This is a genomic window from Brevundimonas sp. EYE_349 (genome assembly GCF_023147505.1).
In the GTDB taxonomy this organism is placed as follows: domain Bacteria; phylum Pseudomonadota; class Alphaproteobacteria; order Caulobacterales; family Caulobacteraceae; genus Brevundimonas.
Map to the genome: position 1 here is coordinate 25,094 of NZ_JAHXPB010000003.1, position 22,722 is coordinate 47,815.

29 protein-coding genes and 1 pseudogene are annotated in these 22,722 nt (G+C 66.5%); 13 read left to right on the top strand and 17 right to left on the bottom strand.

What is annotated here, in order from left to right; translation table 11 throughout:
- Nucleotides 1–11 precede the first annotated feature (11 nt).
- From KZX42_RS06330 to KZX42_RS06365, 8 genes and pseudogenes are all read left to right on the top strand, one after another.
- Nucleotides 12–704 carry a WYL domain-containing protein gene (locus tag KZX42_RS06330; RefSeq protein WP_248118120.1) on the top strand — a complete coding sequence of 231 codons (693 nt, stop codon included), beginning with the start codon at nucleotides 12–14 and terminating at the stop codon, nucleotides 702–704.
- Between the two features lie 473 nt (nucleotides 705–1,177).
- Nucleotides 1,178–1,465, top strand: a complete 288-nt coding sequence (locus KZX42_RS06335) for a helix-turn-helix domain-containing protein (protein ID WP_248118122.1) — start codon at nucleotides 1,178–1,180, stop codon at nucleotides 1,463–1,465.
- A 103-nt stretch (nucleotides 1,466–1,568) separates the two neighbouring features.
- Nucleotides 1,569–1,733 (top strand): annotated as a pseudogene (locus KZX42_RS06340) (JAB domain-containing protein); the annotation flags it as partial.
- Nucleotides 1,730–2,260, top strand: a complete 531-nt coding sequence (locus KZX42_RS06345; RefSeq protein WP_248118123.1) for a GNAT family N-acetyltransferase — start codon at nucleotides 1,730–1,732, stop codon at nucleotides 2,258–2,260. The pseudogene KZX42_RS06340 and the gene KZX42_RS06345, both read left to right, overlap by 4 nt.
- A gap of 45 nt (nucleotides 2,261–2,305) precedes the next feature.
- Nucleotides 2,306–2,548 (top strand): BolA family transcriptional regulator, encoded by a 243-nt coding sequence (locus KZX42_RS06350; RefSeq protein WP_248118125.1) that lies wholly within the window; start codon nucleotides 2,306–2,308, stop codon nucleotides 2,546–2,548.
- Between the two features lie 4 nt (nucleotides 2,549–2,552).
- Complete coding sequence (locus KZX42_RS06355; RefSeq protein WP_248118128.1) at nucleotides 2,553–3,458, top strand: oxidoreductase; 906 nt, start codon at nucleotides 2,553–2,555, stop codon at nucleotides 3,456–3,458.
- Between the two features lie 81 nt (nucleotides 3,459–3,539).
- Nucleotides 3,540–3,893, top strand: a complete 354-nt coding sequence (gene grxD / locus KZX42_RS06360) for a Grx4 family monothiol glutaredoxin (RefSeq protein WP_248118129.1) — start codon at nucleotides 3,540–3,542, stop codon at nucleotides 3,891–3,893.
- Nucleotides 3,893–4,327, top strand: a complete 435-nt coding sequence (locus KZX42_RS06365; RefSeq protein WP_248118131.1) for a thioesterase family protein — start codon at nucleotides 3,893–3,895, stop codon at nucleotides 4,325–4,327. Before grxD ends, KZX42_RS06365 begins: the two co-directional genes overlap by 1 nt.
- 247 nt (nucleotides 4,328–4,574) lie before the next feature.
- Here KZX42_RS06365 and KZX42_RS06370 read toward each other — a convergent pair whose 3' ends face one another.
- Nucleotides 4,575–4,955 (bottom strand): hypothetical protein, encoded by a 381-nt coding sequence (locus KZX42_RS06370; protein WP_248118133.1) that lies wholly within the window; start codon nucleotides 4,953–4,955, stop codon nucleotides 4,575–4,577.
- A gap of 276 nt (nucleotides 4,956–5,231) precedes the next feature.
- Between KZX42_RS06370 and KZX42_RS06375 the strand changes: the two genes are divergently transcribed.
- Nucleotides 5,232–6,335, top strand: a complete 1,104-nt coding sequence (locus KZX42_RS06375) for an oxidoreductase (RefSeq protein WP_248118136.1) — start codon at nucleotides 5,232–5,234, stop codon at nucleotides 6,333–6,335.
- A gap of 16 nt (nucleotides 6,336–6,351) precedes the next feature.
- On the opposite strand, the gene KZX42_RS06380 is transcribed toward KZX42_RS06375, so the two are convergent.
- The 3 genes from KZX42_RS06380 to rpsD all read right to left on the bottom strand — a co-directional run bounded on the left by KZX42_RS06380 (nucleotide 6,352) and on the right by rpsD (nucleotide 9,949).
- Complete coding sequence (locus tag KZX42_RS06380; RefSeq protein ID WP_248118138.1) at nucleotides 6,352–8,715, bottom strand: bifunctional diguanylate cyclase/phosphodiesterase; 2,364 nt, start codon at nucleotides 8,713–8,715, stop codon at nucleotides 6,352–6,354.
- 100 nt (nucleotides 8,716–8,815) lie between these two features.
- Complete coding sequence (locus KZX42_RS06385) at nucleotides 8,816–9,199, bottom strand: hypothetical protein (RefSeq protein ID WP_248118139.1); 384 nt, start codon at nucleotides 9,197–9,199, stop codon at nucleotides 8,816–8,818.
- A gap of 132 nt (nucleotides 9,200–9,331) precedes the next feature.
- Nucleotides 9,332–9,949, bottom strand: a complete 618-nt coding sequence (rpsD, locus tag KZX42_RS06390) for a 30S ribosomal protein S4 (protein WP_017504690.1) — start codon at nucleotides 9,947–9,949, stop codon at nucleotides 9,332–9,334.
- 255 nt (nucleotides 9,950–10,204) lie between these two features.
- On the opposite strand from rpsD, the gene KZX42_RS06395 reads away from it, so the two are divergent.
- Nucleotides 10,205–10,426: a hypothetical protein gene (locus KZX42_RS06395; RefSeq protein WP_248118141.1), complete on the top strand. Its 222-nt coding sequence runs from the start codon at nucleotides 10,205–10,207 to the stop codon at nucleotides 10,424–10,426.
- Between the two features lie 3 nt (nucleotides 10,427–10,429).
- Here the strand turns inward: KZX42_RS06395 and KZX42_RS06400 are convergent, their stop codons facing one another.
- The 10 genes from KZX42_RS06400 to KZX42_RS06445 form a co-directional block, all read right to left on the bottom strand.
- Nucleotides 10,430–11,377, bottom strand: coding sequence for an MBL fold metallo-hydrolase (locus KZX42_RS06400; RefSeq protein WP_248118142.1), 948 nt, complete (start codon nucleotides 11,375–11,377; stop codon nucleotides 10,430–10,432).
- Nucleotides 11,378–11,465: 88 nt separating this feature from the next.
- Nucleotides 11,466–12,077: a superoxide dismutase gene (locus tag KZX42_RS06405; RefSeq protein ID WP_248118144.1), complete on the bottom strand. Its 612-nt coding sequence runs from the start codon at nucleotides 12,075–12,077 to the stop codon at nucleotides 11,466–11,468.
- Nucleotides 12,078–12,183: 106 nt separating this feature from the next.
- On the bottom strand, nucleotides 12,184–12,408 hold the full coding sequence (locus tag KZX42_RS06410; RefSeq protein WP_248118146.1) for a hypothetical protein: 225 nt from the start codon (nucleotides 12,406–12,408) through the stop codon (nucleotides 12,184–12,186).
- A 15-nt stretch (nucleotides 12,409–12,423) separates the two neighbouring features.
- Entirely contained in the window at nucleotides 12,424–13,386 is a 963-nt protein-coding gene (locus KZX42_RS06415) for a DUF4350 domain-containing protein (protein WP_248118148.1), read from the bottom strand.
- Nucleotides 13,387–13,389: 3 nt separating this feature from the next.
- Complete coding sequence (fghA, locus tag KZX42_RS06420) at nucleotides 13,390–14,229, bottom strand: S-formylglutathione hydrolase (RefSeq protein ID WP_248118150.1); 840 nt, start codon at nucleotides 14,227–14,229, stop codon at nucleotides 13,390–13,392.
- Nucleotides 14,226–14,648, bottom strand: coding sequence for a type II toxin-antitoxin system VapC family toxin (locus KZX42_RS06425; protein ID WP_248118152.1), 423 nt, complete (start codon nucleotides 14,646–14,648; stop codon nucleotides 14,226–14,228). The genes fghA and KZX42_RS06425 overlap by 4 nt, the downstream gene beginning before the upstream one ends.
- The gene (locus KZX42_RS06430) at nucleotides 14,645–14,857 is read right to left on the bottom strand and encodes a hypothetical protein (RefSeq protein ID WP_248118154.1); all 213 of its coding nucleotides are present in this window, start codon (nucleotides 14,855–14,857) and stop codon (nucleotides 14,645–14,647) included. The genes KZX42_RS06425 and KZX42_RS06430 overlap by 4 nt, the downstream gene beginning before the upstream one ends.
- 55 nt (nucleotides 14,858–14,912) lie before the next feature.
- Nucleotides 14,913–15,296 carry a VOC family protein gene (locus tag KZX42_RS06435; RefSeq protein ID WP_248118156.1) on the bottom strand — a complete coding sequence of 128 codons (384 nt, stop codon included), beginning with the start codon at nucleotides 15,294–15,296 and terminating at the stop codon, nucleotides 14,913–14,915.
- 67 nt (nucleotides 15,297–15,363) lie between these two features.
- Nucleotides 15,364–16,056, bottom strand: coding sequence for an SDR family NAD(P)-dependent oxidoreductase (locus KZX42_RS06440; protein WP_248118157.1), 693 nt, complete (start codon nucleotides 16,054–16,056; stop codon nucleotides 15,364–15,366).
- Nucleotides 16,057–16,058: 2 nt separating this feature from the next.
- Nucleotides 16,059–17,165 carry an S-(hydroxymethyl)glutathione dehydrogenase/class III alcohol dehydrogenase gene (locus KZX42_RS06445; protein ID WP_248118158.1) on the bottom strand — a complete coding sequence of 369 codons (1,107 nt, stop codon included), beginning with the start codon at nucleotides 17,163–17,165 and terminating at the stop codon, nucleotides 16,059–16,061.
- A 156-nt stretch (nucleotides 17,166–17,321) separates the two neighbouring features.
- Here KZX42_RS06445 and KZX42_RS06450 point away from each other — a divergent pair, with 156 nt between their 5' ends.
- Entirely contained in the window at nucleotides 17,322–18,203 is an 882-nt protein-coding gene (locus KZX42_RS06450; RefSeq protein ID WP_248118159.1) for a LysR family transcriptional regulator, read from the top strand.
- Nucleotides 18,204–18,207: 4 nt separating this feature from the next.
- Here the strand turns inward: KZX42_RS06450 and KZX42_RS06455 are convergent, their stop codons facing one another.
- Nucleotides 18,208–19,662, bottom strand: coding sequence for an amidohydrolase family protein (locus KZX42_RS06455; RefSeq protein WP_248118160.1), 1,455 nt, complete (start codon nucleotides 19,660–19,662; stop codon nucleotides 18,208–18,210).
- 69 nt (nucleotides 19,663–19,731) lie between these two features.
- On the opposite strand from KZX42_RS06455, the gene KZX42_RS06460 reads away from it, so the two are divergent.
- A complete protein-coding gene (locus KZX42_RS06460) occupies nucleotides 19,732–20,433 on the top strand; it encodes an NAD-dependent deacylase (RefSeq protein ID WP_248118161.1) in 702 nt (233 codons plus the stop codon).
- A gap of 60 nt (nucleotides 20,434–20,493) precedes the next feature.
- On the opposite strand, the gene KZX42_RS06465 is transcribed toward KZX42_RS06460, so the two are convergent.
- Complete coding sequence (locus KZX42_RS06465) at nucleotides 20,494–21,045, bottom strand: OmpA family protein (protein ID WP_248118162.1); 552 nt, start codon at nucleotides 21,043–21,045, stop codon at nucleotides 20,494–20,496.
- Between the two features lie 375 nt (nucleotides 21,046–21,420).
- On the opposite strand from KZX42_RS06465, the gene KZX42_RS06470 reads away from it, so the two are divergent.
- Nucleotides 21,421–22,272, top strand: coding sequence for a hypothetical protein (locus KZX42_RS06470; RefSeq protein WP_248118163.1), 852 nt, complete (start codon nucleotides 21,421–21,423; stop codon nucleotides 22,270–22,272).
- On the opposite strand, the gene KZX42_RS06475 is transcribed toward KZX42_RS06470, so the two are convergent.
- Complete coding sequence (locus KZX42_RS06475) at nucleotides 22,269–22,595, bottom strand: YnfA family protein (protein ID WP_248118164.1); 327 nt, start codon at nucleotides 22,593–22,595, stop codon at nucleotides 22,269–22,271. The two genes, KZX42_RS06470 and KZX42_RS06475, sit on opposite strands and share 4 nt — an antisense overlap.
- Between the last annotated feature and the right edge of the window lie 127 nt (nucleotides 22,596–22,722).

Below are 22,722 nucleotides of genomic sequence, written 5' to 3' on the forward strand. Positions count from 1 at the left end.
CGGAGAAGTTCATGCGTCGTGCTGAGCGGCTATTCCGCATTGTCGGGATGTTTCGAGACAAGAAAGTGCTTACGGCTGCCGACCTGTCGGCGGCGCTGGAGGTCTGCGAACGCACAATCTATCGCGACCTCGCGCACCTCCAGGCATCGGGCGTTGGCATCGAGGGAGTAGGTGGAATAGGCTACGTCGCCGACGACAATCTCCAGCTTCCCCCTCTGAACTTCTCCCTGGATCAGATAGAGGCGTTGGCCCTGGGGCTGAGTTTCGTGATGGCGGCCGGCGATAAGGAACTGGCGCAGAGCGCTGCAGCCGCGCAAGCAAAGATCGACACGGTGTTGCCTCAGGCATCCAAGCCGGGACTATCCGGTTCGCCTATTGTCGCATCCCGCCGGGCGTCGGGACGCGCTCCGGCACATGCTGCAGTGCTGCGTCGCGCTTTGCGCACGCGCACCATCGTCGAATTTGACTATCAGAGCGAACAATCCCAACCGGCTCAACGGCGGTTGCGACCGATGACTCTGACGGCGTTTACAGATTGTTGGACCGTCAGCGGATGGTGCGAGACGCGGCAGGCGCTGCGGAATTTCCGGCTCGACCGGATTGAAAAGCTGAGAATGACCACAGATACCTTTGACAGTGTCCCAGGCCACAACATCGATACGTATGCGAAGCGTCGTCGTGATCTGTCAATGCATCGCCACTGAGACGCAGGCCAAACGCAAGATGTGCTAAAGCGCCGCACTCCGCATGGATGGGCGTCCGACATCCTGTGCGTATGGAGGATGGCGCGAGCGCCAAGTTCATCGCTTGGAGTTGGCTCTCGCTTGAGTTCAATGAGGCTTGGTGCGGGTGGTCGAAGTCGACCCGACACTCCTTGCGGAACCGGATTTTGAAGTCTGTCGTGTCTTTCCGCGTCCGCACGCCCCCCAAAGCTTTGCAACAGAGATCGGTCACGGGCCCGTGTTGCAGCACCTGCCCGGCAACTAGCGCCGTCGATCGAAGGCGGCGCAATCAACTCCGCCTATGTGGCCTCTATGGTATCCGCTTGTTCGACACCTGCCTCTTACGTCTTTCGCGGCGGTGAATGGCGCAGCATGTATGTCCGTGCGGAAGCGTGAGGCATCGGTCCCGGGCGTTTGAAACATAAATCCGAAGCGAGCCTCGACAGACTACCGCGATGATCAACTCAAATACCCGGCGACACGCCTTGGTCGTGCTGCCGAAGGAGGCGATAGTGCCAGATAGCAAATTCCTTACGCCTGACGAGGTGGCTGAACGCTACCGGGGCGGTATTTCGGTTGGAACCCTTCGAAATTGGCGCGCGATGCGTCTCGGGCCTTCCTTCGTCAAAATTGGCAAGGCCGTGCTCTACCCCCTCGAGGAACTTGATGCGTGGGATGAAAAGAATAAGGTCCAGTGCCGTGCATCAAGGGGTCTTGGTGAGCACCGGGGTGATCAGGCGTGATCGTCACGTTCGGGCATGATCAACCGATCCCAGTCCCAAGCACCATTCCTCGTTAACCTGCTTTTTATTGCTTACAAGTCAATGACTTAGAAAACTGACAGGCATGATCCACAATCATCCGTCGGGCGATCCGACCCCCAGCCGCGCCGACGTGGAAATGACGAAACAGGTTGTGCAGGCCGGCCGCGCCCTTAACGTCGAGGTGCACGACCATCTGGTCGTCGGCCGCGACGGGGTGGCCAGTTTGAAGCAACTGGGGTTGATGTGACGACGACGCTGACGACGGAACGCCTGGTCCTGACCCCCGCCGGGCCGGATGACTTCACCGACATCGCCGCCCTGTGGAAGAACCTGGACTTCACCCGCTTTCTCATGGGCCGCGCCCTTTCGGATGAAGAGGTCTGGTTCCGGCTGCTGCGCGACATCGGGCATTGGTCCGCCCTGGGTCACGGCAACTGGTCGATCCGGTTGAAGGATGGCGGCGCCTATCTGGGCAGCATTGGGGTGCTGAACTATCGCCGCCAGATGACGCCCGCCTTGGATGCGCCGGAGCTGGGCTGGGGGCTGGACCCGGCGTTTCAGGGCCGTGGCTATGCCGCCGAGGCTCTGGGCGCCGCCTTGGACTGGGCGGAAAATGTTCTGGGCGTCCAGCGCACCGTCTGCATGATATCGCCGGACAACCTGGCCTCGTTGAAACTGGCCGCCCGTCTCGGCTATCGGCCCTATGCCGAGACGACCTACAGCGACCATGCCGTGCGGCTGTTCGAACGCCGCCGCCCCGTAGTCAGCCATTAAGGTTTATCGGTCACGCTGGCGGGGAAAGCTCCGAGAGTCTCGCCCATGCCCATGTCCGTCGAAACGCTGCGCCAGCATCTGGTCGAGGCCTTTCCCGACGCCGAGATCGCCATCGAGGATCTGGCCGGCGACGGCGACCATTACCGCGCCCGCATCGTGTCCAGCGCCTTTTCCGGCGTGCCGCGCGTGCGTCAGCACCAGCTGGTCTATGCGGCGCTGAAGGGTCAGATGGGCGGCGAACTGCACGCCCTGGCGCTGGAGACCTCTGCCCCGGTCCAGGAGGGGTAGGGTCATGCGCTATCGCCCGTTCGGCGTTTCCGGCTCCGCCATCTCGAACCTGACGCTCAGCTTCGGGGCGGCGGCGCTGGCGCGCGGGCGCGAGGCCGGGCTGGACCTGCTGTATTCGGCGCTGGAGGCGGGGATCAACAGCTATCGGCTGGAGACGGCAGACCCGGTGGCGGCCGAGGTGCTGGGCCAGGCCCTGTCGCACGTGGACCGCAAGCTGGTCTATGTCAGCGTGACCTTGGGCGCCGGCGAGGGACCGGGCGATGCGGGCGCTCGCGACTTCTCGGCCGAGGGGATGACCGGCGCCATAGACCGGGTGCTGCACTTCTCGGGCCTGGGCTGGATCGACATGGCCGTGCTGCACGAGCCCGGCGAGACGGAGCTGGCGCAGTCGTCGCTGGCGGCGCTGAAGGCGCTGCGCAAGACCGGGCGCATCCGCCTGTTGGGGATCGCCGGGGGTGGGCCGGTGATGGACGCCTATGTCTCGACCGGCGCATTCGACGCCCTGCTGACGCCGTTCGACATCAACGCCGGCTGGCCGATCCGCAACCGCATCCGCTCGGCGCGCGAACAGGACATGGCCGTCTTCGCCTACGACTTCTACATCGACCGGCGGACCCGCGAACCGGACGCCCCGGTGTTCAAGAAGGGGCTGTTCGGCCTGGGCGGCGGCAAACGACCCGCGGACACGCCCAAGAAGGACGCCTTCGGTTTTCTGTACCGGACCCCGAATTGGACGGCCGAGGCCATCTGCCTGTCCTACGTCCTGACCGATCCGTCGGTGTCCAGCGTGGTCGTGGGGCCGACCGACACGGACCGGCTGGCGGTGCTGGCCGCCGCGCCCGAGCGCGACATGCCGCCGGGCCTGGCCGCCCAGATCGAAATGGCGCGCGTCGTGGCGAACGCCGCCTGATAGACACGACGGATCGTCGCGCACGCCTTGACCGCGCCCCTCGCGCTCCCTAGCTGACGGGCTTCACGAAAGGCCCACCCCGTGACCGACACCGTTCAAGCCGCCGATCCCGTCCACGCCTTCATCGGCGACACCGTCGCCCAGCACGACGTGGTGCTGTTCATGAAGGGCACGCCCGACCAGCCGCGCTGCGGCTTCTCGTCCCTGGCTGTGCAGATCCTGGATCATGTCGGCGCCGCCTTCGTCGGCGTGGACGTCCTGCAGGACGAGGCCCTGCGCGAGGGCATCAAGAGCTTCACCGACTGGCCCACCATCCCCCAGCTGTATGTGAAGGGCGAGTTCGTGGGCGGATCGGACATCATCCGCGAGATGTTCCAAGCCGGCGAACTTCAGGCCCTGATGGTCGAGAAGGGCGTTCCGCTCGGCGAGGCCTGATGGCCAAAAAGACCCTGACCCCGCGCGGGGACCGGGAGGTCTTCGTCGTGCCTCTGGACGTGCGGCCCGAGCACATCGACGCCAACGGCCATGTCAACAACGTGGTCTATGTCGGCTGGCTGCAGGACGCGGGCACGGCCCACTGGAATGCGCGGTTCGATGAGACGACGCGGGCGAAATGGTCGTGGGTCGCGACCCGGCACGAGATCGACTATCTGCGCGGCATCGAGCCAGGCGCGATCGGCGTCGTGGCCCGCACCTGGGTCGGAGAGCCGCAAGGGCCGCGCTTCAACCGCTATGTCCGTATCGAGGACGACCAGGGCCGCGTCTGCGCCCAGGGCGTGACCGAATGGGTTCTGGTGGACGCCAGGACCCTGAGGCCCCAGCGCATTCCGCCAGAGATGCTGAGCGTGTTCGAGGCGGCGGCAGGCTGACCTCGCCAATGATGCGTCATCCTAGGCCCTGCGCCTGGGATCGATAATCGCGCTGTCCGACGTCAGCGCACGCCCTGGACATACCAGGAGTAAGGATCCTCGCCACACGGGCGAGGATGACGAGGCTGGATGGGCTCTAGGCTCAAGCGACCTTCAGCTCCACGCCGTTATTCCGGGGCGTCCGTAGGACGAACCCGGAATGACGATCAAAGATTTCGGCCCACTGAATGCCGATTGGCTCCGGCCGTTACTTCAACGGATTGAGGATGCGGGCGGGCGCGCCGGCCTCCAGGCCGAGGTCGGCGTAGGTCCAGCGCAGCTCGGCACCGTCGGGGACCAGGGCCTTGCACAGGTCCTGTTTGGTGCGGCGCAGGGTGATCTCGACCGGATTGTTGTCCGCCACCGCCACCTCGAAGTCCGAGGCCTGTGTGCAGCCGTTGGAATCGACGCGCACGACCAGGGCGCCGTCGGCGAGACGGGCCTCGCGGATGGCTTCGGCGGGCGGGGCGTCGTTGCGGGTGACGTTGACCGAGACGTTCTCGCCCGCGGTGCTGTCATAGATGACGCAGGCGCCCAACAGGGGGGCGGCCAGGAGCGCCGCCGCCAGACCCTTGACCACGCCCCGCATTACTGGCCCGCAGCCGGGGCGGTGATGACGCGCGTGGTCGGCTTTTCAGTCGAGACGATGATGCAGCCCGACAGCAGAGGCGCGGCGATGGCGATGGCGAGAGCGAGACGAAGCATTTGGGTTCCCCTTTGAAAGCTTGACCCTTTGTGCCGCGCGGGTCGCATCGGCACACGTGAATTATCGGCAAGCTGGATGAACAATCCGAAAGGCGCCGGTTGAACCGGTCCCCTGCGGACCTCGTTGAATAGCCTCCCCTCCCCCATCGGACGCCTTGTCATGAGCCTGCTGTTTTCGCCCCACGCCGTGGGCCCGCTGACCTTGAAGAACCGCGTGGTGATCGCGCCCATGTGCCAATATTCGGCCGTCGAGGGCGTGCCCCAGCCGTGGCACGTGCAGCACCTGGGGCGGCTGGCCATTTCCGGCGCAGGGCTGGTCATCGTCGAGGCGACGGGGGTGGAGGCGGCGGGCCGCATCACGCCCGACGACACCGGCCTGTGGAACGACGAACAGGCGGCCGCCTTCGCTGCGATCATAGCGGGCGTGCGGACCTACAGCGACACGCCCATCGGCGTCCAGCTGGGCCATGCGGGCCGTAAGGCCTCGACCAGCGCGCCGTGGAAGGGCGGCGGGGCGCTGGCGGCGGACGATGGCGCCTGGGAGACGTTCGGCCCCTCGGCCCTGCCGTTCAAGGCCGACTGGCACACGCCGACCGAGATGAGCGAGGCGGACATGGATCGCGTGATCGCGGCCTTCGTGGCGGCGGCGCGGCGGGCCGAACGCGCCGGGTTCGACCTGGTCGAATTGCACGCCGCCCACGGCTATCTGTTGAGCGAATTTCTGTCGCCGATCTCCAACCAGCGGACCAACGCCTTCGGCGGCTCGGCCGCGAACCGAGCGCGCTTTCCGCTGCGGGTCGCCCAGGCCCTGCGCGACGCCTGGCCCACGGAAAAGGCGCTGGGCGCGCGGTTCAACGGCTCGGACTGGGTCGAGGGCGGTGTGGCGCTGGACGAGGTGACGGCCTTCGGCCGGGCGCTGCACGACATGGGCTATGATTATCTGCACCTGACGTCGGGCGGCAATGTCGCGCGGGCGGCCATTCCCGGCGACCAGCCGGGGTATCAGTTGTCTTTCGCAGCGGCAGTGAAGGCGGCGGCGCCCCACGCGGCGGTCATGGCGGTGGGCATGATCTTCGACCCGAAACAGGCCGAGGACATCGTGGCGTCGGGCCAGGCGGACCTGATCGCCATTGCGCGGGCCGCGCTGGACGACCCGCACTGGGCGCACCACGCCGCCGTCGCTCTGGGCGAGGAGGAGCGGCTGCCGGAACAGTATGCGCGGGCCGGCAACACGACGTGGCCGGGATACGGCCGAAGCGTCTAGCGCGTGTTGCTCTTCGTCAGGCCGCCGCAGCGACCGTCGGCGGCTTGTCGTCCCACAGCACCCGGGCGGCGGGCTGGATTTCGGCGTCGGCCGTCTTCTGCGGCCGTCCCAACAGATAGCCCTGCACCTCGTCACAGCCCTGGTCGCGCAGGAAGCTGAGCTGATCCAGCGTCTCAACCCCCTCGGCCAAGACCGGGATGTGCAGGCTTTCGCCCAGGGCCAGGACGGCGCGGATGATGGCGGCGGATTCCGGCCCGCCGTCCAGTTCGGACATGAAGGAGCGATCCAGCTTGATCTTGTCGAACGGGAAGGCGCGCAGGGTCGACAGCGACGAATAGCCGGTGCCGAAATCGTCCATGGCGATGGAGACGCCCAGCAGCTTCAGCTGGCGCAGAACGTGGGTCGTGCGCTCCATGTCGGTGATCATGGCCGTTTCGGTGATCTCCAGCTCCAGCCGCGACGGCGAAAGGCCGGTCTCGATCAGAACCTGATGCACCAGGCGCGGCAGATCGACGTGACCCAGTTGGACCGGCGACAGATTGACGGCGATCTTGTGCGGTTCGGGCCAGAGCGCCGCCTCGGCGCAGGCGGTGCGCAACACCCATTCCCCGATCGGCAGGATCAGGCCGTTTTCCTCGGCCAGGGGAATGAAGTCGCCCGGCGAGATGAAGGTCCCGTCGGGCTGGACCCAGCGCAGCAAGACCTCATAGCCGGTGATCGCGCCGGTATCGACGGCGGCCTGAATCTGCCAGTTCAGGCTGAATTGGCCTTGGTCCAGGGCCTCGCGCATCTGCTGGGCCATGCGCCGGCGGATGCGGACGGCCTCGTCCATCTCCTCTTCATAGAAGCAGACGTCCGTGCCCAGCGAAGCCTTGGCCCGGTACATGGCCAGGTCGGCGTCATTGATCAGGGTCGAAGTATTGTCGGCGTCGTCGGGCCACACGGCGATGCCGACGCTGAGACCGCAGGAGACCTCGGCGTGATCGAGAACGACGGGCGTGGTGACGGCGACGCGCAGGCGTCCGGCCAGGTCCAGCGCATCCTCGCGATGCTGGACCGGCACGACGGCGACGAACTCGTCCCCGCCCAGACGGGCCACGAACTCGCCGGGGCGCAGGGCGGCGCGCATCCGCTCGGCCACCCGGATCAGCAGTTGGTCGCCGGCGGCGTGGCCGTGGACATCGTTGACCTCCTTGAAGCGATCCATGTCCATGGCCAGAAGGGCCACCTTGGTCGCGGCGATCGGGTCGGACGTCTGGCGCGTCAGCCACTCCAGGAAGGACGAGCGGTTGGGCAGGCCGGTCAGGCCGTCGTTGCGCGCCAGATGGGCGATGCGACGCTCCTGCGCCAGGCGGGTGCGGAGATCGCGCACCGCATAGATCATGATGTCGCTTTCGACCGCGCGGCCGCCGTCGCGACGGGCGGCGATCTCCACCGGAATTTCTGCCCCAGCCGGGCCGACCAGACGCGACTGGGTCAGGCAGCCGACCTGAAGATGGGCCAGATCGGTCATCCACCGCGCCAGCGGCTCGCCGACCAGCGTGTCGTGATCGACGCCGACCAGATTGGCGAAGGCGGCGTTGGCGGCGAGGATCAGTCCGTCCTGTTCGACCACCATGCCGTCGACGCTGCCCTCCAGCAGCTGTTCCAGACGCGCCTTGGCCTGGACGCGAAACTGCAGGTCCAGAGCATAGGTGGCGACGCCCGTGCCCAGCATCATCAGCCCCACGGCCGCGACGGCGAAGGCCAGGACCACATTGGCGTTGTCGGCGGCGGAGGCGTCAATGATCGGCGCCAGGGGGATCACTGTCATGGCCGCCATTCCGGTGAAGTGCAGGGCCACAATGCCCAGAACCATCAGCACGACCGGCGCCGCCTTGCCCGGACGCCGGGCCAGGTGGAAGGCCAAACCGCCGAAGATCAGCGCCCCGGCGACGGAGGCGGCGACATAGATCGCAGACCAGTGGATGATCGCGTCCGTGGCGAAGCCGGCCATGCCCGTATAATGCATCGCCACCACCGTCAGGCCGAACAGCACGCCGCCCAGTTCGGCGGACCCGCGCATGGCGCGCGAGGCGACCCAAAGGGCCAAGCCGCTGCCCAGCATGGCCACGCCCAGCGACAGGCCGGTCAGCAGCGGTTCGTAGTTGACGGTCGCGCCGGGCTCATAGGCGATCATGGCCACGAAATGGGTGCACCAGATGGTCGCCCCGGTCGCCACGGCGCCCATGAAGCTCCAGGCCAGACGGGTGCCCTTCTCGGCCGCGCGCAGACGGCGGAACAGACGGAAGGTGATGATCGACCCGATCAGACACAGGGCGGCGGCGAGCCCGACCAGCCAAAGGTTATGGTCGTCGGTCAGGCAGGTGAGGAAACGCATGAAAGCCAAGAACCGGGAAGGAAACAGCCCGGCTGATTAGCGCACGAGTTTTAACCAGACGCGCCCGAACAGGCTTAACGAAACCCTTCGCGCGGGGCGGTCAGGAGCGTGGAAGCTGGTAGGGGTTGTTGACGCTGACCGGCGCGCCGGGCGTCAGGCCCAGTTCCTGAAACGACCATTTCAGCTCGACCCCCTGGACCAAGTCCTGGCGGCATTTGTCCTCGTCGATGCGACGCAGGGTGATGACCGCCTGTCCGCCCTGCAGACTGACGATGGGGATCAGATCGTCCTTCTTGGTGCAGCCGTTGGAGCTGACCCAGAAGATGGCTTCGTCCTTGGTGAAGGTCGCGGCGTGGATCGGCTCCAGTTCGCCTGGCATGCCGCGCGTCGAGACGGTGGGTTCGGTCGTGGCGCAGCCGGACAGGACCGCAGCGCTGGCGGCGACGGCGCATAGGACGATGCGTGCGATGATGGAGCCGCTCAACCGACGACCTCCCCAGATCTCCAGGCCCGATGGCGTAGAGTGCGCCTGTTCGCCCGTGAAGGGAACAGGGCGAAAGACGAAGGGCCCCGGACGAATCCGGGGCCCTTCCAACTCAAACGGTCGAAACGCGACTTACGAGGCGTAGTATTCGACGACCAGGTTCGGTTCCATCTTCACGGCGTAAGGCACGTCCGACAGTTCCGGCACGCGAACGTAACGGACCGAGAACGAACGATCCGACAGTTCCAGATAGTCCGGCACGTCACGTTCCGACGACTGCTGGGCTTCCAGCACCAGCGCCATGTTGCGCGACTTTTCCTTCACGGTGACGACGTCTTCCGGCTTCACGCGGTAGGAGGCGATATCGACCTTCTTGCCATTGACCAGGACGTGGCCGTGGCTGACGAACTGACGGGCGGCCCAGACGGTGGGCACGAACTTGGCGCGATAGACGATGGCGTCCAGGCGCGATTCCAGCAGGCCGATCAGGTTTTCCGAGGTGTTGCCCTTGCGGCGAGCGGCCTCGTCATAGGTCTTGGCGAACTGCTTCTCGGTGATGTTGCCGTAGTAGCCCTTCAGCTTCTGCTTGGCCTTCAGTTGCAGGCCGAAGTCGGAAACCTTGGATTTGCGACGCTGACCGTGCTGACCGGGGCCGTAGGAACGCTTGTTGACCGGCGACTTGGAGCGGCCCCACAGGTTTTCACCCATGGCCCGGTCGATCTTGTACTTGGCGCTGTGGCGCTTGGACATTCTATTCTCTTTTCGACGATGCGGCCCGGCATCCCTGGATTGGGAATGCGATCTCAACGGCGGTCCACGCATCTTCCGTCATGACCGCGCCCGGCGGCGAACCATCGGACGTGGAAGGCGGCGCTTATGGCCAGACGCGCCCACAGAGTCAAGGCGCGCGGGCCGTTAAGCACGATGGACGGGAACGAAGGCGCGATCCTCCGCCTTCTGTCTGATGACGCAACCGAGCCCTGCACCCGAACAAGGAGGAGTCGAATGCATCGCGAAGACAAGAGCTTCCAGACCGGCCTCTCCGAACAGGCGGTCGAGGCGCTGAAACGACAACTGGTCGACCTGGTCGAACCGCTGTCGGATGGTCAGCTGCTGGAGCTGGCCGACGGCATCCATGAGATGCTGCGCCAGCGCCGCATGGTGCGCCGCCACCACGCCGAGCGGATGCAGGATCTGATGCCGCCCGGCGTGGACCTGCTGGTCTGAGGCCTATTTGGAAGCCGACTGGGTCGATTGGGCTTCCGAGATAAACATGGCCCGGCCCTCGCGCGTGGCGATCTTGCCCAGGCCCGGGAACGGGAAGTGATAGGCGTAGATGTGGGCGCCGGAGTTGCGCAACGCCGTCACCTCGTCCAGCCGCGCCTTCTCGCCCGCCGCCTGATCGTCGTCATAGCCGACCTTCCAATCGGGATGTTCCACCGACAGAATCCAGTGATGCATCAGGTCGCCGGTATAGAGCAGTTGGTTCTGAGCATCGGCGATCAGATAGGCGACATGGCCCGGCGTGTGGCCGGCCGTGTCCTGGGCCGTGACGCCGGGCGCCACCTCCCCGCCGGGGTTGAAAGCCTGGACCTTGGGCGTGATGATCCGCACAAGATCGGCCATCTCGGTATTGGCGCGCAGAGAGGCCCATTCCGCCTGCGACATCCGAATGGCGGCGTTGGGGAAGGCCAGGGCGCCGTTCGCGACCAGACCGCCGACGTGGTCAGGGTGACCATGCGAGATCAGGACATCGGTGATGGCGGACGGATCGACGCCAGCGGTGCGCAGGCTCTGCATCAACTGGCCCTTGCCCTGACCCAGGCCGGTGTCGAACAGCATCGTCCGGGCGCCGTTTCTGACCAGCAGCGGATGGATTTCGAGCGTGATGGGATCGGCCGGCTGGCCGGCGGCGGTCAAGGGGGCGGCCACCGCCTGGGGCGTCAGGCCGACGCCGAACACCTTGTTGTCGTTCGGCACGGGGTTCTGGCCGTCGAACAGGGCGATGGCGTCCAGCCCCCCGATCTTGAAGCGATAGACCGGCTTCTCCGCCGGGGCCGCGACCGTCTGGGTCGGGTTGGGCGGGGCGGGATCGCCGGCCTTCTGCTCGCCGGCCGGCTGCTGGCAGGCCGCCAGGGTCAGGCAGGCCAGGGCCGCCCCCGTCATCATCATCCGCATCGCATTCGTCTCCGTTGGAATGAGATGAATCGAAAACGCCCGCCGGAGGTTCCGGCAGGCGTCGTCATGTCTCGATCTGGGGCCGGCTTTACTTGGCGGCGGCGTACAGTTCGTTGACCTTGTTCCAGTTCACCACCGTCCAGAACGACTTCAGATAGTCTGCGCGGCGGTTCTGATATTTCAGATAGTAGGCGTGTTCCCAGACGTCCGCGCCCAGGATGACCTCGCCGCGTTCGTCCACGACGTCCATCAGCGGGTTGTCCTGGTTCGGGGTCGAGGTGATCTTCAGCTTGCCGTCCTGAACGATCAGCCAGGCCCAGCCGGAGCCGAATTGGGCGGCGCCGGCGGCGTTGAAGTCTTCCTTGAACTTGTCCATCCCGCCCAGATCGGCGTCGATGGCGGCGGCGAGGTCAGCCGACGGTTCGCCAGCCTGATCGGCGGGGGCCAGCAGTTCCCAGAACAGGCTGTGGTTCCAGTGGCCGCCGCCGTTGTTGCGAACGGCCTTGGGCGCGGTGGAGATGCTGGTGAAGATTTCCTCCAGCGACTTGCCCTGCAGGCTGGCGTCGGCGTCGACGGCCTTGTTCAGATTGTCGACATAGGTCTGGTGGTGCTTGTCGTGGTGGAAGGTCATCGTCTCCTTGTCGATGGCCGGCTCCAGCGCGTCATAGGCGTAGGGCAGCGGGGGCAGGGTGAAGGCCATGGAGAGCTCCTTTTTCCGACAGTCTTGATGGGCGACACATAGGCGCCCGTTCGTGAAACCCAAGCGACAAAGCCCGGATTCGTTCCGACTTATCGGTCCGTAAAGGTCAAGCTGGCAAGTTCGCCTTCAGACAGTCGCGCACGGCCCGCTTCAGATCGCCCGGCGCATTGGGTTCATCCACGCCCTCGGCCGCGAAGACCGCGCGCACGGCGGCGTCCAGACCCTTGGGCAAAGCCTCGATCACACGCTTCTGACCCTTTTCGTGCAGGCAGAAGCCCACCTCGCGGCACAGGGCGGAAAACATCGGTTCGTAGGCGTCGAGAGCGTTCATGCCGCCCCTCTAGCATCAGGGAAGAAGCCGTGACAGCCAGTGCAGCAGGTTCAGGGCGAACTGCTGGTCATCATGACCGGACGTGTTCAATCCCATGAGGCGCGGCGCCCGCCCGTCCGAGAAACGCAGCATCTGCGCCGTCAACATGCCCGCCTCGCCCAGGACCACAACGCGCCCAGCCCCGAAAGCGAACGCCAGTCCCTGCGCCGACAAGGCGGGACGCGCCATTTCCATCGTGACAAGTCCTGCATTCTCACCGGCGCGCAGACGGTCACGGATCGCCTGCAGCGTGGTCAGATCAGGCGCTTCCAACGCATCGTCGCTCATGGCCAGAAGGACTGTGGCTGATCGTGGTCCGCTAATAGACTGCCCCGTGAAGGTCCGCACCAAGCCTATAGCTTCGGAAGGCGTGCGCCCGCGCATGATCGGATGATCGCCCAAGGCCGGCGAAGGAAAAACGAGATTGGTCGTCAGGTCCGCCCCGGCGAGTTGAAAGGCGTACCCCTTGCCCATGCTCACGCCGAAACGGCGGCCCAGCGCTTCCGCCGCAGCGCCGTAAGGCGCGTGATCGACCGCAAGAAGCAGCGCACCGCCCTGTTCGACCCAAGCCGCGACCGCCTGAATTTCCTCCTCTGAGAACGCCGACCCCATCCGCTGGGACGACGAAAGACGAGGATTGGAAATGACCAGAATGTCGGCGCCGTGAAGGGCGCCTGGAGCGTCGAAACCTTGGCGCAAGGCTTCCACCCTATAGCCGTCAGCGCGCGCCAGCGTGGCGAAACCCGCATATCGGCCCGCCACGGTCTGGAGGGTGTCATGCGCCTCGTCGATCAGAATAACAGGCCCTGAAGCGGGGGCGTAGCCAGGCGACGACAGCTCTGGCCGCCAGTCGAGATCAGGCGCCTGTTCCTGCGCCGCGACATTCCGCGGCCAGGCCGCCAAGGCGGCGAACCCGACAAGAAGGCTGCGCCGCTGCACCGATCAGCCCTTCAGACGCCGCGCATGGAAGGCCACATGGTCGGCGATGAAGCTGGCCATGAAGAAATAGGAGTGGTCATAGCCCGGCTGCATCCGGATGGTGATCTTCTGGCCTGTCGCGTCGGCGGCGGCCTGCAGCAGTTCGGGCTTCAGCTGGTCGGTCAGGAAGCTGTCGGCGTCGCCCTGGTCGATCAGGATGTCGTCGTACACGTCCTTCCCCGCGCCGGACGCCATCAGTTTGGCGGCGTCATGCCGATCCCATACGGCGCGATCGTCCCCCAGATAGGCCGTGAAGGCCTTCTCGCCCCACGGCACGACCGACGGCGACACGATGGGCGCGAAGGCCGAGACAGAGCGAAACAGGTCGGGATATTTCAGCGCCAGGGTCAGGGCGCCATGCCCGCCCATCGAATGGCCCGAGATCGCGCGTACGCCCGTCGTCGGGAACTCGGCGTCGATCAGGCGGATCAGTTCGCCGGCGACATAGGATTCCATGCGGAAGTTCGGCGCCCACGGCGCCTCGGTCGCATCGATGTAGAAGCCCGCGCCCTGCCCCAGATCATAGGCCGGATCGTCGGCGACCCCTTCACCACGCGGGCTGGTGTCGGGGGCCACGATGATGACCCCATGCTCGGCGGCGGCGCGATAAGCCCCGGCCTTGGTGGTGAAGTTGTCCTCGGTGCAGGTCAGGCCCGACAGCCAGATCAGGACAGGAAACGGCCCCTCTCCGCCCGGAACGAAGACCGACAGGGTCATGGGCGTGCCGGTCGTCTCGCTGTCGTGCTTCAAATAGCGAAGGGTTCCGCCGTGGACGATGTGCGTCTTGGTGGTTTCAAAGGTCATGCGATCGATTCCGGAAAATTCAACAAGCGAACATCCATCCCCTCAACCACGCCCAGCTTTCGAGCCAACTTGAGGTCGGCTGTGACGAGCGGCACACCGCGCCGCCGCGCCATCACGGCATAGAGGCAGTCAGTCATGGAATGGTTCAGGTCGCAGGCCATGGCGAAGGCCTCAGGGATCAGGCCTCGGTGATCGACCAGGTCGACCACCTGCGGGATAAGGGCCAGGTTCTCTGCCGCCGACGACGACTGCAACTCGCCACGGACGACATATCGGCGGAAGACGTTCGCCACTTCGATCAGCATCAGATCAGGCGCAACTGTGGAAGCGTAGGTCCTACGCGCCTGAATCGCCGCGTCAGCCAAGGGATCATCCACGAACCATTTGACGATGACGCTGGCGTCGAAGACCGCGCTCACCGATCACGATCTTCGCGGATCAGGGCCGTGGAGTCGAGCGACGAGCCCCTCGTCTGCTCACGAGATCGACGGGACGCTTCCTCGAAGCGGGCCTCGACATCCATGGCTTCGCGCGCCGCCATATCCCTGAACTTCTGCTCCAGGGATATGTTCTGCGCCTTCGCCATCACCTTGAGGCGGGCGACGATACGATCATCCAGATCACGCACGAGAACCTGAGCCATACGCTTATGATAGCGTAGCGCTAGCATAGAGGCAAGCTCGTCACCCCTCGCGGTGCATGGCGCAAATCTTGTTGCCCGAAGGATCGCGCAGATAGGCCAGAACCATCGGGCCGTAGGGTCCGTTGCGTTCGCCCGGCGGGTCTTCGATGGCGCGGCCGCCGGCGGCGACGCCCGCGTCGTGGAACGCCTGAACCGCCTCGGCGTCCTTGGCGAAGAAGCCGATGGTGCCGCCATTGGCGTGGCAGGCGGGCTCGCCATCGATGGGCGCCCCAACCGCGAAGGCGCCCAGCCGCGTCCGCCACCAGTAGCGCCCCTTCGGGTCAGGCCCCTGCCCCGGCCCGACGCCAAGCGCGCCAAGCGCAGCATCGTAGAACCGACGCGACGCTTCGATGTCGTTGGCGCCGACGGTGACGTGTGTGAACATGGCGAGCCCTCCTGATCTGTGGCCGGCTAACGATAGCCATGACCGTTTCTTTTGACAACGAGCCCCATCACCAGGGAACGGGCTGACCCTCGCGGTCCAGATAGCGCAGGCCCGGACGCCCTCTCTGGCCCAGGATCACCTCGACCAGTTTGGGAATGCTGTCCTCGATCGTATAGGGCGCATCGGGGCCGCCGAGATCGGTCTTTATCCAGCCGGGCGCCAGCAACAGCAGGGCGCGGGGGTCGTCGGCGTGTCGCGCGGCATAGCTGCGCATCAGCATGTTCAGGGCCGCTTTCGAAGCGCGATAGGCGTCCAGCCCGCCGCCCTTGTTGCTGGCGAGGCTGCCCTGCCCCGAGGACATGACGCCGATCACCCCGTCCTCCGCGACCTGGCCGCCCAGCGCCTCGACCACCTGTAGCGGCGCCCAGGCGTTGATGGCCATCAGGCGAGTGAAGTCATCAAGCGAGGTGGCGGCGATGGAATCGGGCGCATCGGCCACGCCCGCATTGACGAACAGACAGTCGAACCTTCGATCCGAGAGCCGGTCCGAAAGCGCCCTGACTTGGGCGCCGTCCGCGATGTCCAACGCCTCGATTTCTAGCGCCGGATGGTCGGCCGCCAGGGCGTGCAGGGGCGTTGCAGAGGACCGGACGGTGGCGACGACGGACCAGCCCAGCCCCAGGAAGGCCTCGGCCAGGGCCAGGCCCAGCCCCCGCGACGCCCCGATCAGCAGGATGGAGCCCCTCGTCGCCCCTGCCATGGTCAGAACACCACGACGCTGCGGATGCTCTTGCCCTCGTGCATCAGGTCGAAGGCCTTGTTGATGTCTTCCAGCCCGAAGGTGTGGGTGATCATCGGGTCGATCTCGATCTTGCCGTCCATGTACCAGTCGACGATCCTGGGCGTGTCGGTACGGCCGCGCGCGCCGCCGAAGGCCGAACCGCGCCAGACGCGGCCGGTCACCAGTTGGAACGGACGGGTGGCGATCTCCTTGCCGGATTCCGCCACGCCGATGACCACGCTCTCGCCCCAGCCGCGGTGGCAGGCCTCAAGCGCCTGGCGCATGACGACGGTGTTGCCGGTGCAGTCGAAGGTGTAGTCCGCGCCGCCGCCGGTCAGTTCGACCAGATGGGCCACGACGTCAGGCACATCCTTGGGATTGACGAAATGGGTCATGCCGAAGCGACGGCCCCACTCCTCCTTGTCGCCATTGATGTCCACGCCCACGATCATGTCGGCGCCGACCATCTTCAGCCCCTGGATGACGTTCAGGCCGATGCCGCCCAGGCCGAAGACCACGGCGTTGGCGCCCGGCTCGACCTTGGCCGTATTGACCACGGCGCCGACGCCGGTGGTCACGCCGCAACCGACGTAGCAGGCCTTGTCGAACGGCGCGTCCTTGCGGATCTTGGCCAGGGCGATCTCGGGAAGAACCGTGTAGTTCGAGAAGGTCGAGCAACCCATATAGTGGGCGATGGCCTGGCCCTTGTAGGAGAAGCGGCTGGTGCCGTCGGGCATCAGGCCCTTGCCTTGTGTGCCACGGATCGAGGTGCACAGGTTGGTCTTGCGCGACAGGCACGACTTACACTGGCGGCATTCGGGCGTGTACAGCGGGATGACGTGATCCCCAACCTCGACCGAGGTCACGCCCGGCCCCACCTCAACCACCACGCCCGCGCCTTCGTGGCCCAGGATGCTCGGGAAGATGCCCTCCGAGTCCAGACCGTCCAGCGTATAGGCGTCGGTGTGGCAGATGCCGGTGGCCTTGATCTCGACCAGCACCTCGCCCGCGCGCGGCCCTTCCAGATCGACCTCGACGATTTCGAGGGGACGTTTGGCTTCGAACGCAACGGCGGCGCGGGTTTTCATGATCTCAGGTCCTCTGGAGCCCCCATCGCTCGCCGCGCGGCGGCTCGCTGCTTGAGGGGGATTTGGTGCGTTACTACGCCCGTTAGAGCGCGGTCGAAACGGCGACAAACGCAAAACATTATTGCTGAACGGGGATAATCGTGCACGATCATCCGCATGAGCAGCCGCTGGGACGGGATCGACGAGTTCACCGCCGTGGCGGAGCAGGCCAGCTTCTCCGCCGCCGCCAGACGGCTGGGCCTGTCCACATCCGCCGTAAGCCGCGAGATCGCGCGCCTGGAGGATCGGCTGCAGACGCGGCTGCTGAACCGCACGACGCGCCGGGTCGAACTGACCGATGCGGGACGCGACTTCCTGGCCCGCTGCCGCCGCCTGATCGACGAGCGTGACGAGGCCCTGGCCGCCGTCCAGCCCGACGACAGCGCCCCGCGCGGTCTGTTGCGGATGACCTGTTCGGTCTCCTATGGCGAACGGTTCGTGGCCCCGGCGGTCAACCGCTTCGCCCGCGCCCATCCCGAACTGTCCATCGAACTGGACCTGGACAACCGTCTGCGCGACCTGGTCGGCGACGGCTATGATTTGGCGATCCGGTTCGGCCATCTGACCGATTCGCGCCTGATCGCCCGCAGGCTGGCGTCGCGGCGGCTGATCCTGTGCGCCAGTCCCGACTATCTGGCGCGGCGAGGGGCGCCGCGCGATCTGTCCGAGATCGCCAGCCATGACGGACTGCTGGGCTCATCCGAACACTGGCGTTTCACCGAGGGCGGGCGCGAGGTGACCCTGCGCCCGACCGGCCGCTGGCGCTGCAACTCGGGCGCCGCCGTGCTGGATGCGGCGCTGCAGGGTCTGGGCTTGTGCCAACTGCCGGACTTCTATGTGGCCGAGGCCCTGGCGTCGGGCGCCCTCATGCCTGTCCTGCCCGACCATCGACCGCCCGACGAAGGCGTCTGGGCCGTGCATCCCCATCCGCGCCACGTGCCGCCCAAGGTGCGGCTGATGATCGACTGGCTGCGCGCCAGCCTGTCGGTCCGGGCCTGAGCGCCTATTGCGCGGCCTCGTGCGCCTGCACGCGCGACCGGATGTCGGCCAGCACCCCATCCAGTTCAGCCCGATCCAGCAGGCGTCCGTCCCGCACCACCGCATTGATCCGGCGCGTGGCGGCGATGTCGGTCAGCGGGTCGGCGTCCAGCACGATCAGGTCCGCCGCCTTTCCGGGCGCGACCGCGCCGTAACGGTCGCTGACGCCCATCAGGGCCGGGCCGTTGATCACCGACGCCTCCAGCGCCTCACGCGGGGTCAGACCGTTGGCGACGTAGAGGGCCAGTTCGTCGTGCAGCGAAAAGCCGGGATAGTTGAATGAATTCAGGAAGCCCGCGTCCGTCCCCGCCAAGATCCGCACCCCGGCCTCACGCAGCAGGGGCAGGGTCTTCAGGGTCGTCGCCTCGACCTGATGGCGCGCCTGGACCTGTTCGGGCGTCGCGCGGGCCGCGCGCTCAACCCGCCATCCATAGGTGCCGCGAATGCCCGGACCAATATAGGCCAGTTCGGGGTCGCGGCTGTGGTCGTCGCGGTCCAGCCAGGCCAGGGTCGACGATCCATGCTGGGTGGGCGAGGCCATGACGCCCAGTTCGGCCAGGCGGCTATAGACGCGGCGCGCCGTGGCGGGATCGAAGGTCGCGGCATAGCGGGCCATGGCCTCGGCATAGGTGTGGCGCCCGGCCAGATAATCCGCCGAAATCGCCGCCTCGTCGCGCGATCCCGCCTTCATCAGATAGCTGAGGTGTTCGATGGTCGACAGGCCGGCCTCTGCGGCGTCCAGCACCGTGATTCCCATAGGAATATGGCCCGAGGTCTTCATGCCCCGCGCCTTGGCCTGACGCACGGCGTAGAGGAATAATTCGGGCTTAAGGGTGCTGTCGGTGATCTTGACGAAATCCACCTTCAGACCCTGCAGACGGTCCAGGGCCGCGTCGACATCAGCCTCGCCGCCGACCTCGATCACGCCTTTCCAGACCGGCGCGATCCCCTCGATCTTTGGACCGGAGGTGAACAGGCGCGGCCCGATCGGGCGCGGCGGCGCCGCCCGCCAGTCCAGCACCGTCTGAGCCAGGTCGCCCGCCGCATCCCGCACGGCGACCACGCCGTTGGCGACATAGAGGGGCAAGAGGTCGGCGTTTTCGTCCTCCAGACCCGCGCCGCCGAAATGGACATGGTTGTCCCACAGTCCGGGCATCACATAACGGCCCGCCGCCTCATAGGTGCGGGCGGCGGTGAAATTCTGCGCCGCCTCGGCGTCCGGCGTCACGGCGAAGATGTCATGGCCCCTCACCAGGACCGTCTGGCCGGGCGTGACCTGTCCGGTCTTCACATCAATGACATTGGCCGACCGTATCATCAGATCGACGGTCTGAGGCGCTGCAACAGCAGGCGACGGCAGGCCGCATGCCACAACGGCGCTGGCGGCGAGAGCGGACATGAAGGTCAGAATCTGGCGCATGATTGGCTATAGAATCGGTCTTCAGCCTCGCCAAGGCGAAGCCGTCGTCGTCCCCAGCCGGAAACCTGCATGAACCTCGTCATCCTCACCGGCGCCGGCATCTCGGCCGAGAGCGGCGTGCCGACCTTTCGCGCATCGGACGGGCTGTGGTGCGGACACAGGGTCGAGGACGTCGCGACGCCGGAAGGTTACGCCGCCGACCCGGCCCTGGTTCAGGACTTCTACAACCAGCGCCGTCGCCAATTGGCCGAGGTTGAACCCAACGCCGCCCATCGCGCCCTGGCCGATCTGGCGGCGCGCTGGGAGGGGGATTTCATGCTGGTGACCCAGAACGTCGACGACCTGCACGACCGCGCGCACGAGGCGGCGCCCCCCGCGCCGGGATTCGAACTGATCCACATGCATGGCGAACTGCTGAAGGGGCGCTGCACCCGGTCGGGCGTGGTCAGCGACTGGCCCGGCGACATGGCGGCGGACGAACCTTCGCCGGATCACCCGCAAGGCCGCATGCGGCCGCACATCGTCTGGTTCGGGGAAACGCCGCTGCACATGGATCGGATCGAGGCGGCGCTGGCGGCGTGCGACCTGTTCGTGTCGATCGGCACGTCTGGGGCGGTCTATCCGGCGGCGGGGTTCGTGCAGGCGGCGCGCCACGCCGGGGCCCGGACGGTGGAGATCAATCTGGAGCCGACCGCCGGGGCGCGCCTGTTCGACGAGGGCGTCTATGGGCCGGCGACTGTCGCCGTGCCTGGCTTCTTCGACGGTCTGTAGACACGAAGACGGCGGCCGCTGCGAAGCGGCCGCCGTTCCAATGTTCGGCGCCGAAGCGGATCAGGCCAGGACGACGATGGTCACGCGGCGGTTCTGCGACCGGCCTTCGGGCGTATCGTTGGAGGCCACCGGCTGTTCCTGACCATAGGAGATGGTCGCCATACGGTTCAGGGCCACGCCCTGACGGTTCAGGAAGCGACGCACGGCCTCGGCGCGCTGTTCGCCCAGTTGATCGTTATGCTGGGGCGTGCCGGTCGCGTCGGTATAGCCCTGGATTTCCAGATAGACGTTGCGGTTCTCGCTTTGCAGGCGCTGGGCGAACTGGGCCAGACGTTGCTCGGCTTCGGGCGACAGGGCCGCCGCGTCGGTGGGGAATTTCACGGAGTCGTCGGACAGCACCACCTGATAGAGGAACTTGCCCTCGGCCAGCTTGTGGGCGTCGTTGGCGCGCTGAAGCGCCTGGCCCGCCGTGCCTTCGACCGTGGTCACGCGGTTGTCGACGACTTCGACCTGATCACGCACGAAACGATGGCTGGCGCAGCCGCTGGCCGCAAAGCCGAGGGCGATGAGGGCGCCGCCGACGACCGCCGTCCTGAGTTTCGATCTGCTCAAGTTCTGTCTCCTTCTTGCCGGGGGCGCCACGCCCAGTTCATGCGCCAGATGAAAATGGCGTAGGCTGAAAGGCGGAGTAATGACGTGCGTTGGGCAGGAAGATGTCAGCTTGACCATAAGCGAACGGGCGCATTTCAGCGATTTTCGCCAGATCATGGAACCGGCGGGCGAGATGCGACGTTGGTCCGCCAACGGCCATGCCGGAGGGCGGGCCGACTAATCTCGACGAAACCTGAAACGTCGCCCGGTTGTATTGGGCCTGCGCCTCTTTCCTGACGCGCCCGAATGTTTTCAACGGGGCGTCGTGATTTTTTACAGGCGTTTCGTTGCGATGACCATGCGACCAAGGCTGTCGGCCTCATCACGGATCGGCGATTGAGACCGGCGCGGACACGGCGATGGGCGCTGGCGGCGACGCCGATTCTGGCGGCGCACCTGGGCCTGGGTCTGTTGATGACCGGGCAGCCCCCGACCACGCCCGAGCTTTCGGAGCCGCCGTTGGTGATGGTGGAGCTGGTCGATCCGCCCCTGCCGCCCCTGCCGCCCCTGCCGCCGCCGCCGCCGCCCGCTCGCGTGATCGCGCCCCAACCGTCGCCCAAGCCGGACGCGCCAGCCGCCGCCGCGTCCGCCGCACCGCCCAGACCCGCGCCGCAGCGTCGCCCGCCGGCCGTGGCGGCGGCCCGGCCGCGCCCGGTCATGGTCAAGCGCCCGCCCGACGTCGAACCGCTGCACGTCGCCCCCGCCCCGCCGGGGCCGCCCCTGCCCCTGCTGGGTCCGGCCGAGATCGCGGGGGCCCTGACCGTGGGCGCGGGGCCGGGAGGCGGCGGCGGTCAGGGCGTCGGCGCGGGCGTAGGCGCCGGGCCGGGCGGCGCCGGAACAGGGCGCGGCGGCGGATCATGCGACATGGTGCGCTGGGTCCAGGATGCGGTGCGGGACGACCAGGACGTGCGCCGCGCCGTCATCGACGCCGCGCAGCAGATGAACGCCTCCGGTCGCGCCATCCTGGTGTGGAACGGCGACTGGCTGCAGAGCCGAAACCAGTCGGGCAAGGGCCTGGCCGGGGTGCGCCAGGCCATCGCCCTGGAGGTCGCCTTCGCCCCGGCCGAATGCAAGGCCCAGCGCATGACCGGCCTGGCGGTGTTGAAGCTGGAAGACCGCCCCGGCGGCGCGCAACTGGCTTTGGGCAAGGGCAACTGGCGCTGGTCGGACCTGTTGGGGGCGGGTTAGACCGCGCGCGGCCCGACCAGGATGATCCCCGCGCCGACCAGGCAGACCAGCCCGCCCAGCACGTCCCACCGATCAGGCGGCGTCTTTTCGATCACCGCCATCCAGATCAGCGAGGCGCAGATATAGACGCCGCCATAGGCCGCAAAGGCCCGCCCCGCCGCGTCGGTGGGGATCAGGGTCAGCAGCCAGGCGAACGCGATCAAACAGACGACGCCCGGCGCCAGCCACAGCGGCGAACGCTCCAGCTTCAGCCACGCCCAGAAGGCGAAACAGCCGCCGATCTCCGCCAAGGCCGCAAGGGGATAGATGAGGATCGGCGTCATGGGCTTTTCCTACGCCGTCTTTTCCCCCTCCGTCATCCTCGGGCTTGACCCGAGGATCGGATTGTCCGCACGCAAATCGCCGGTGGGATAACCGACGCCTGTCACACCCGATCCTCGGGTCAAGCCC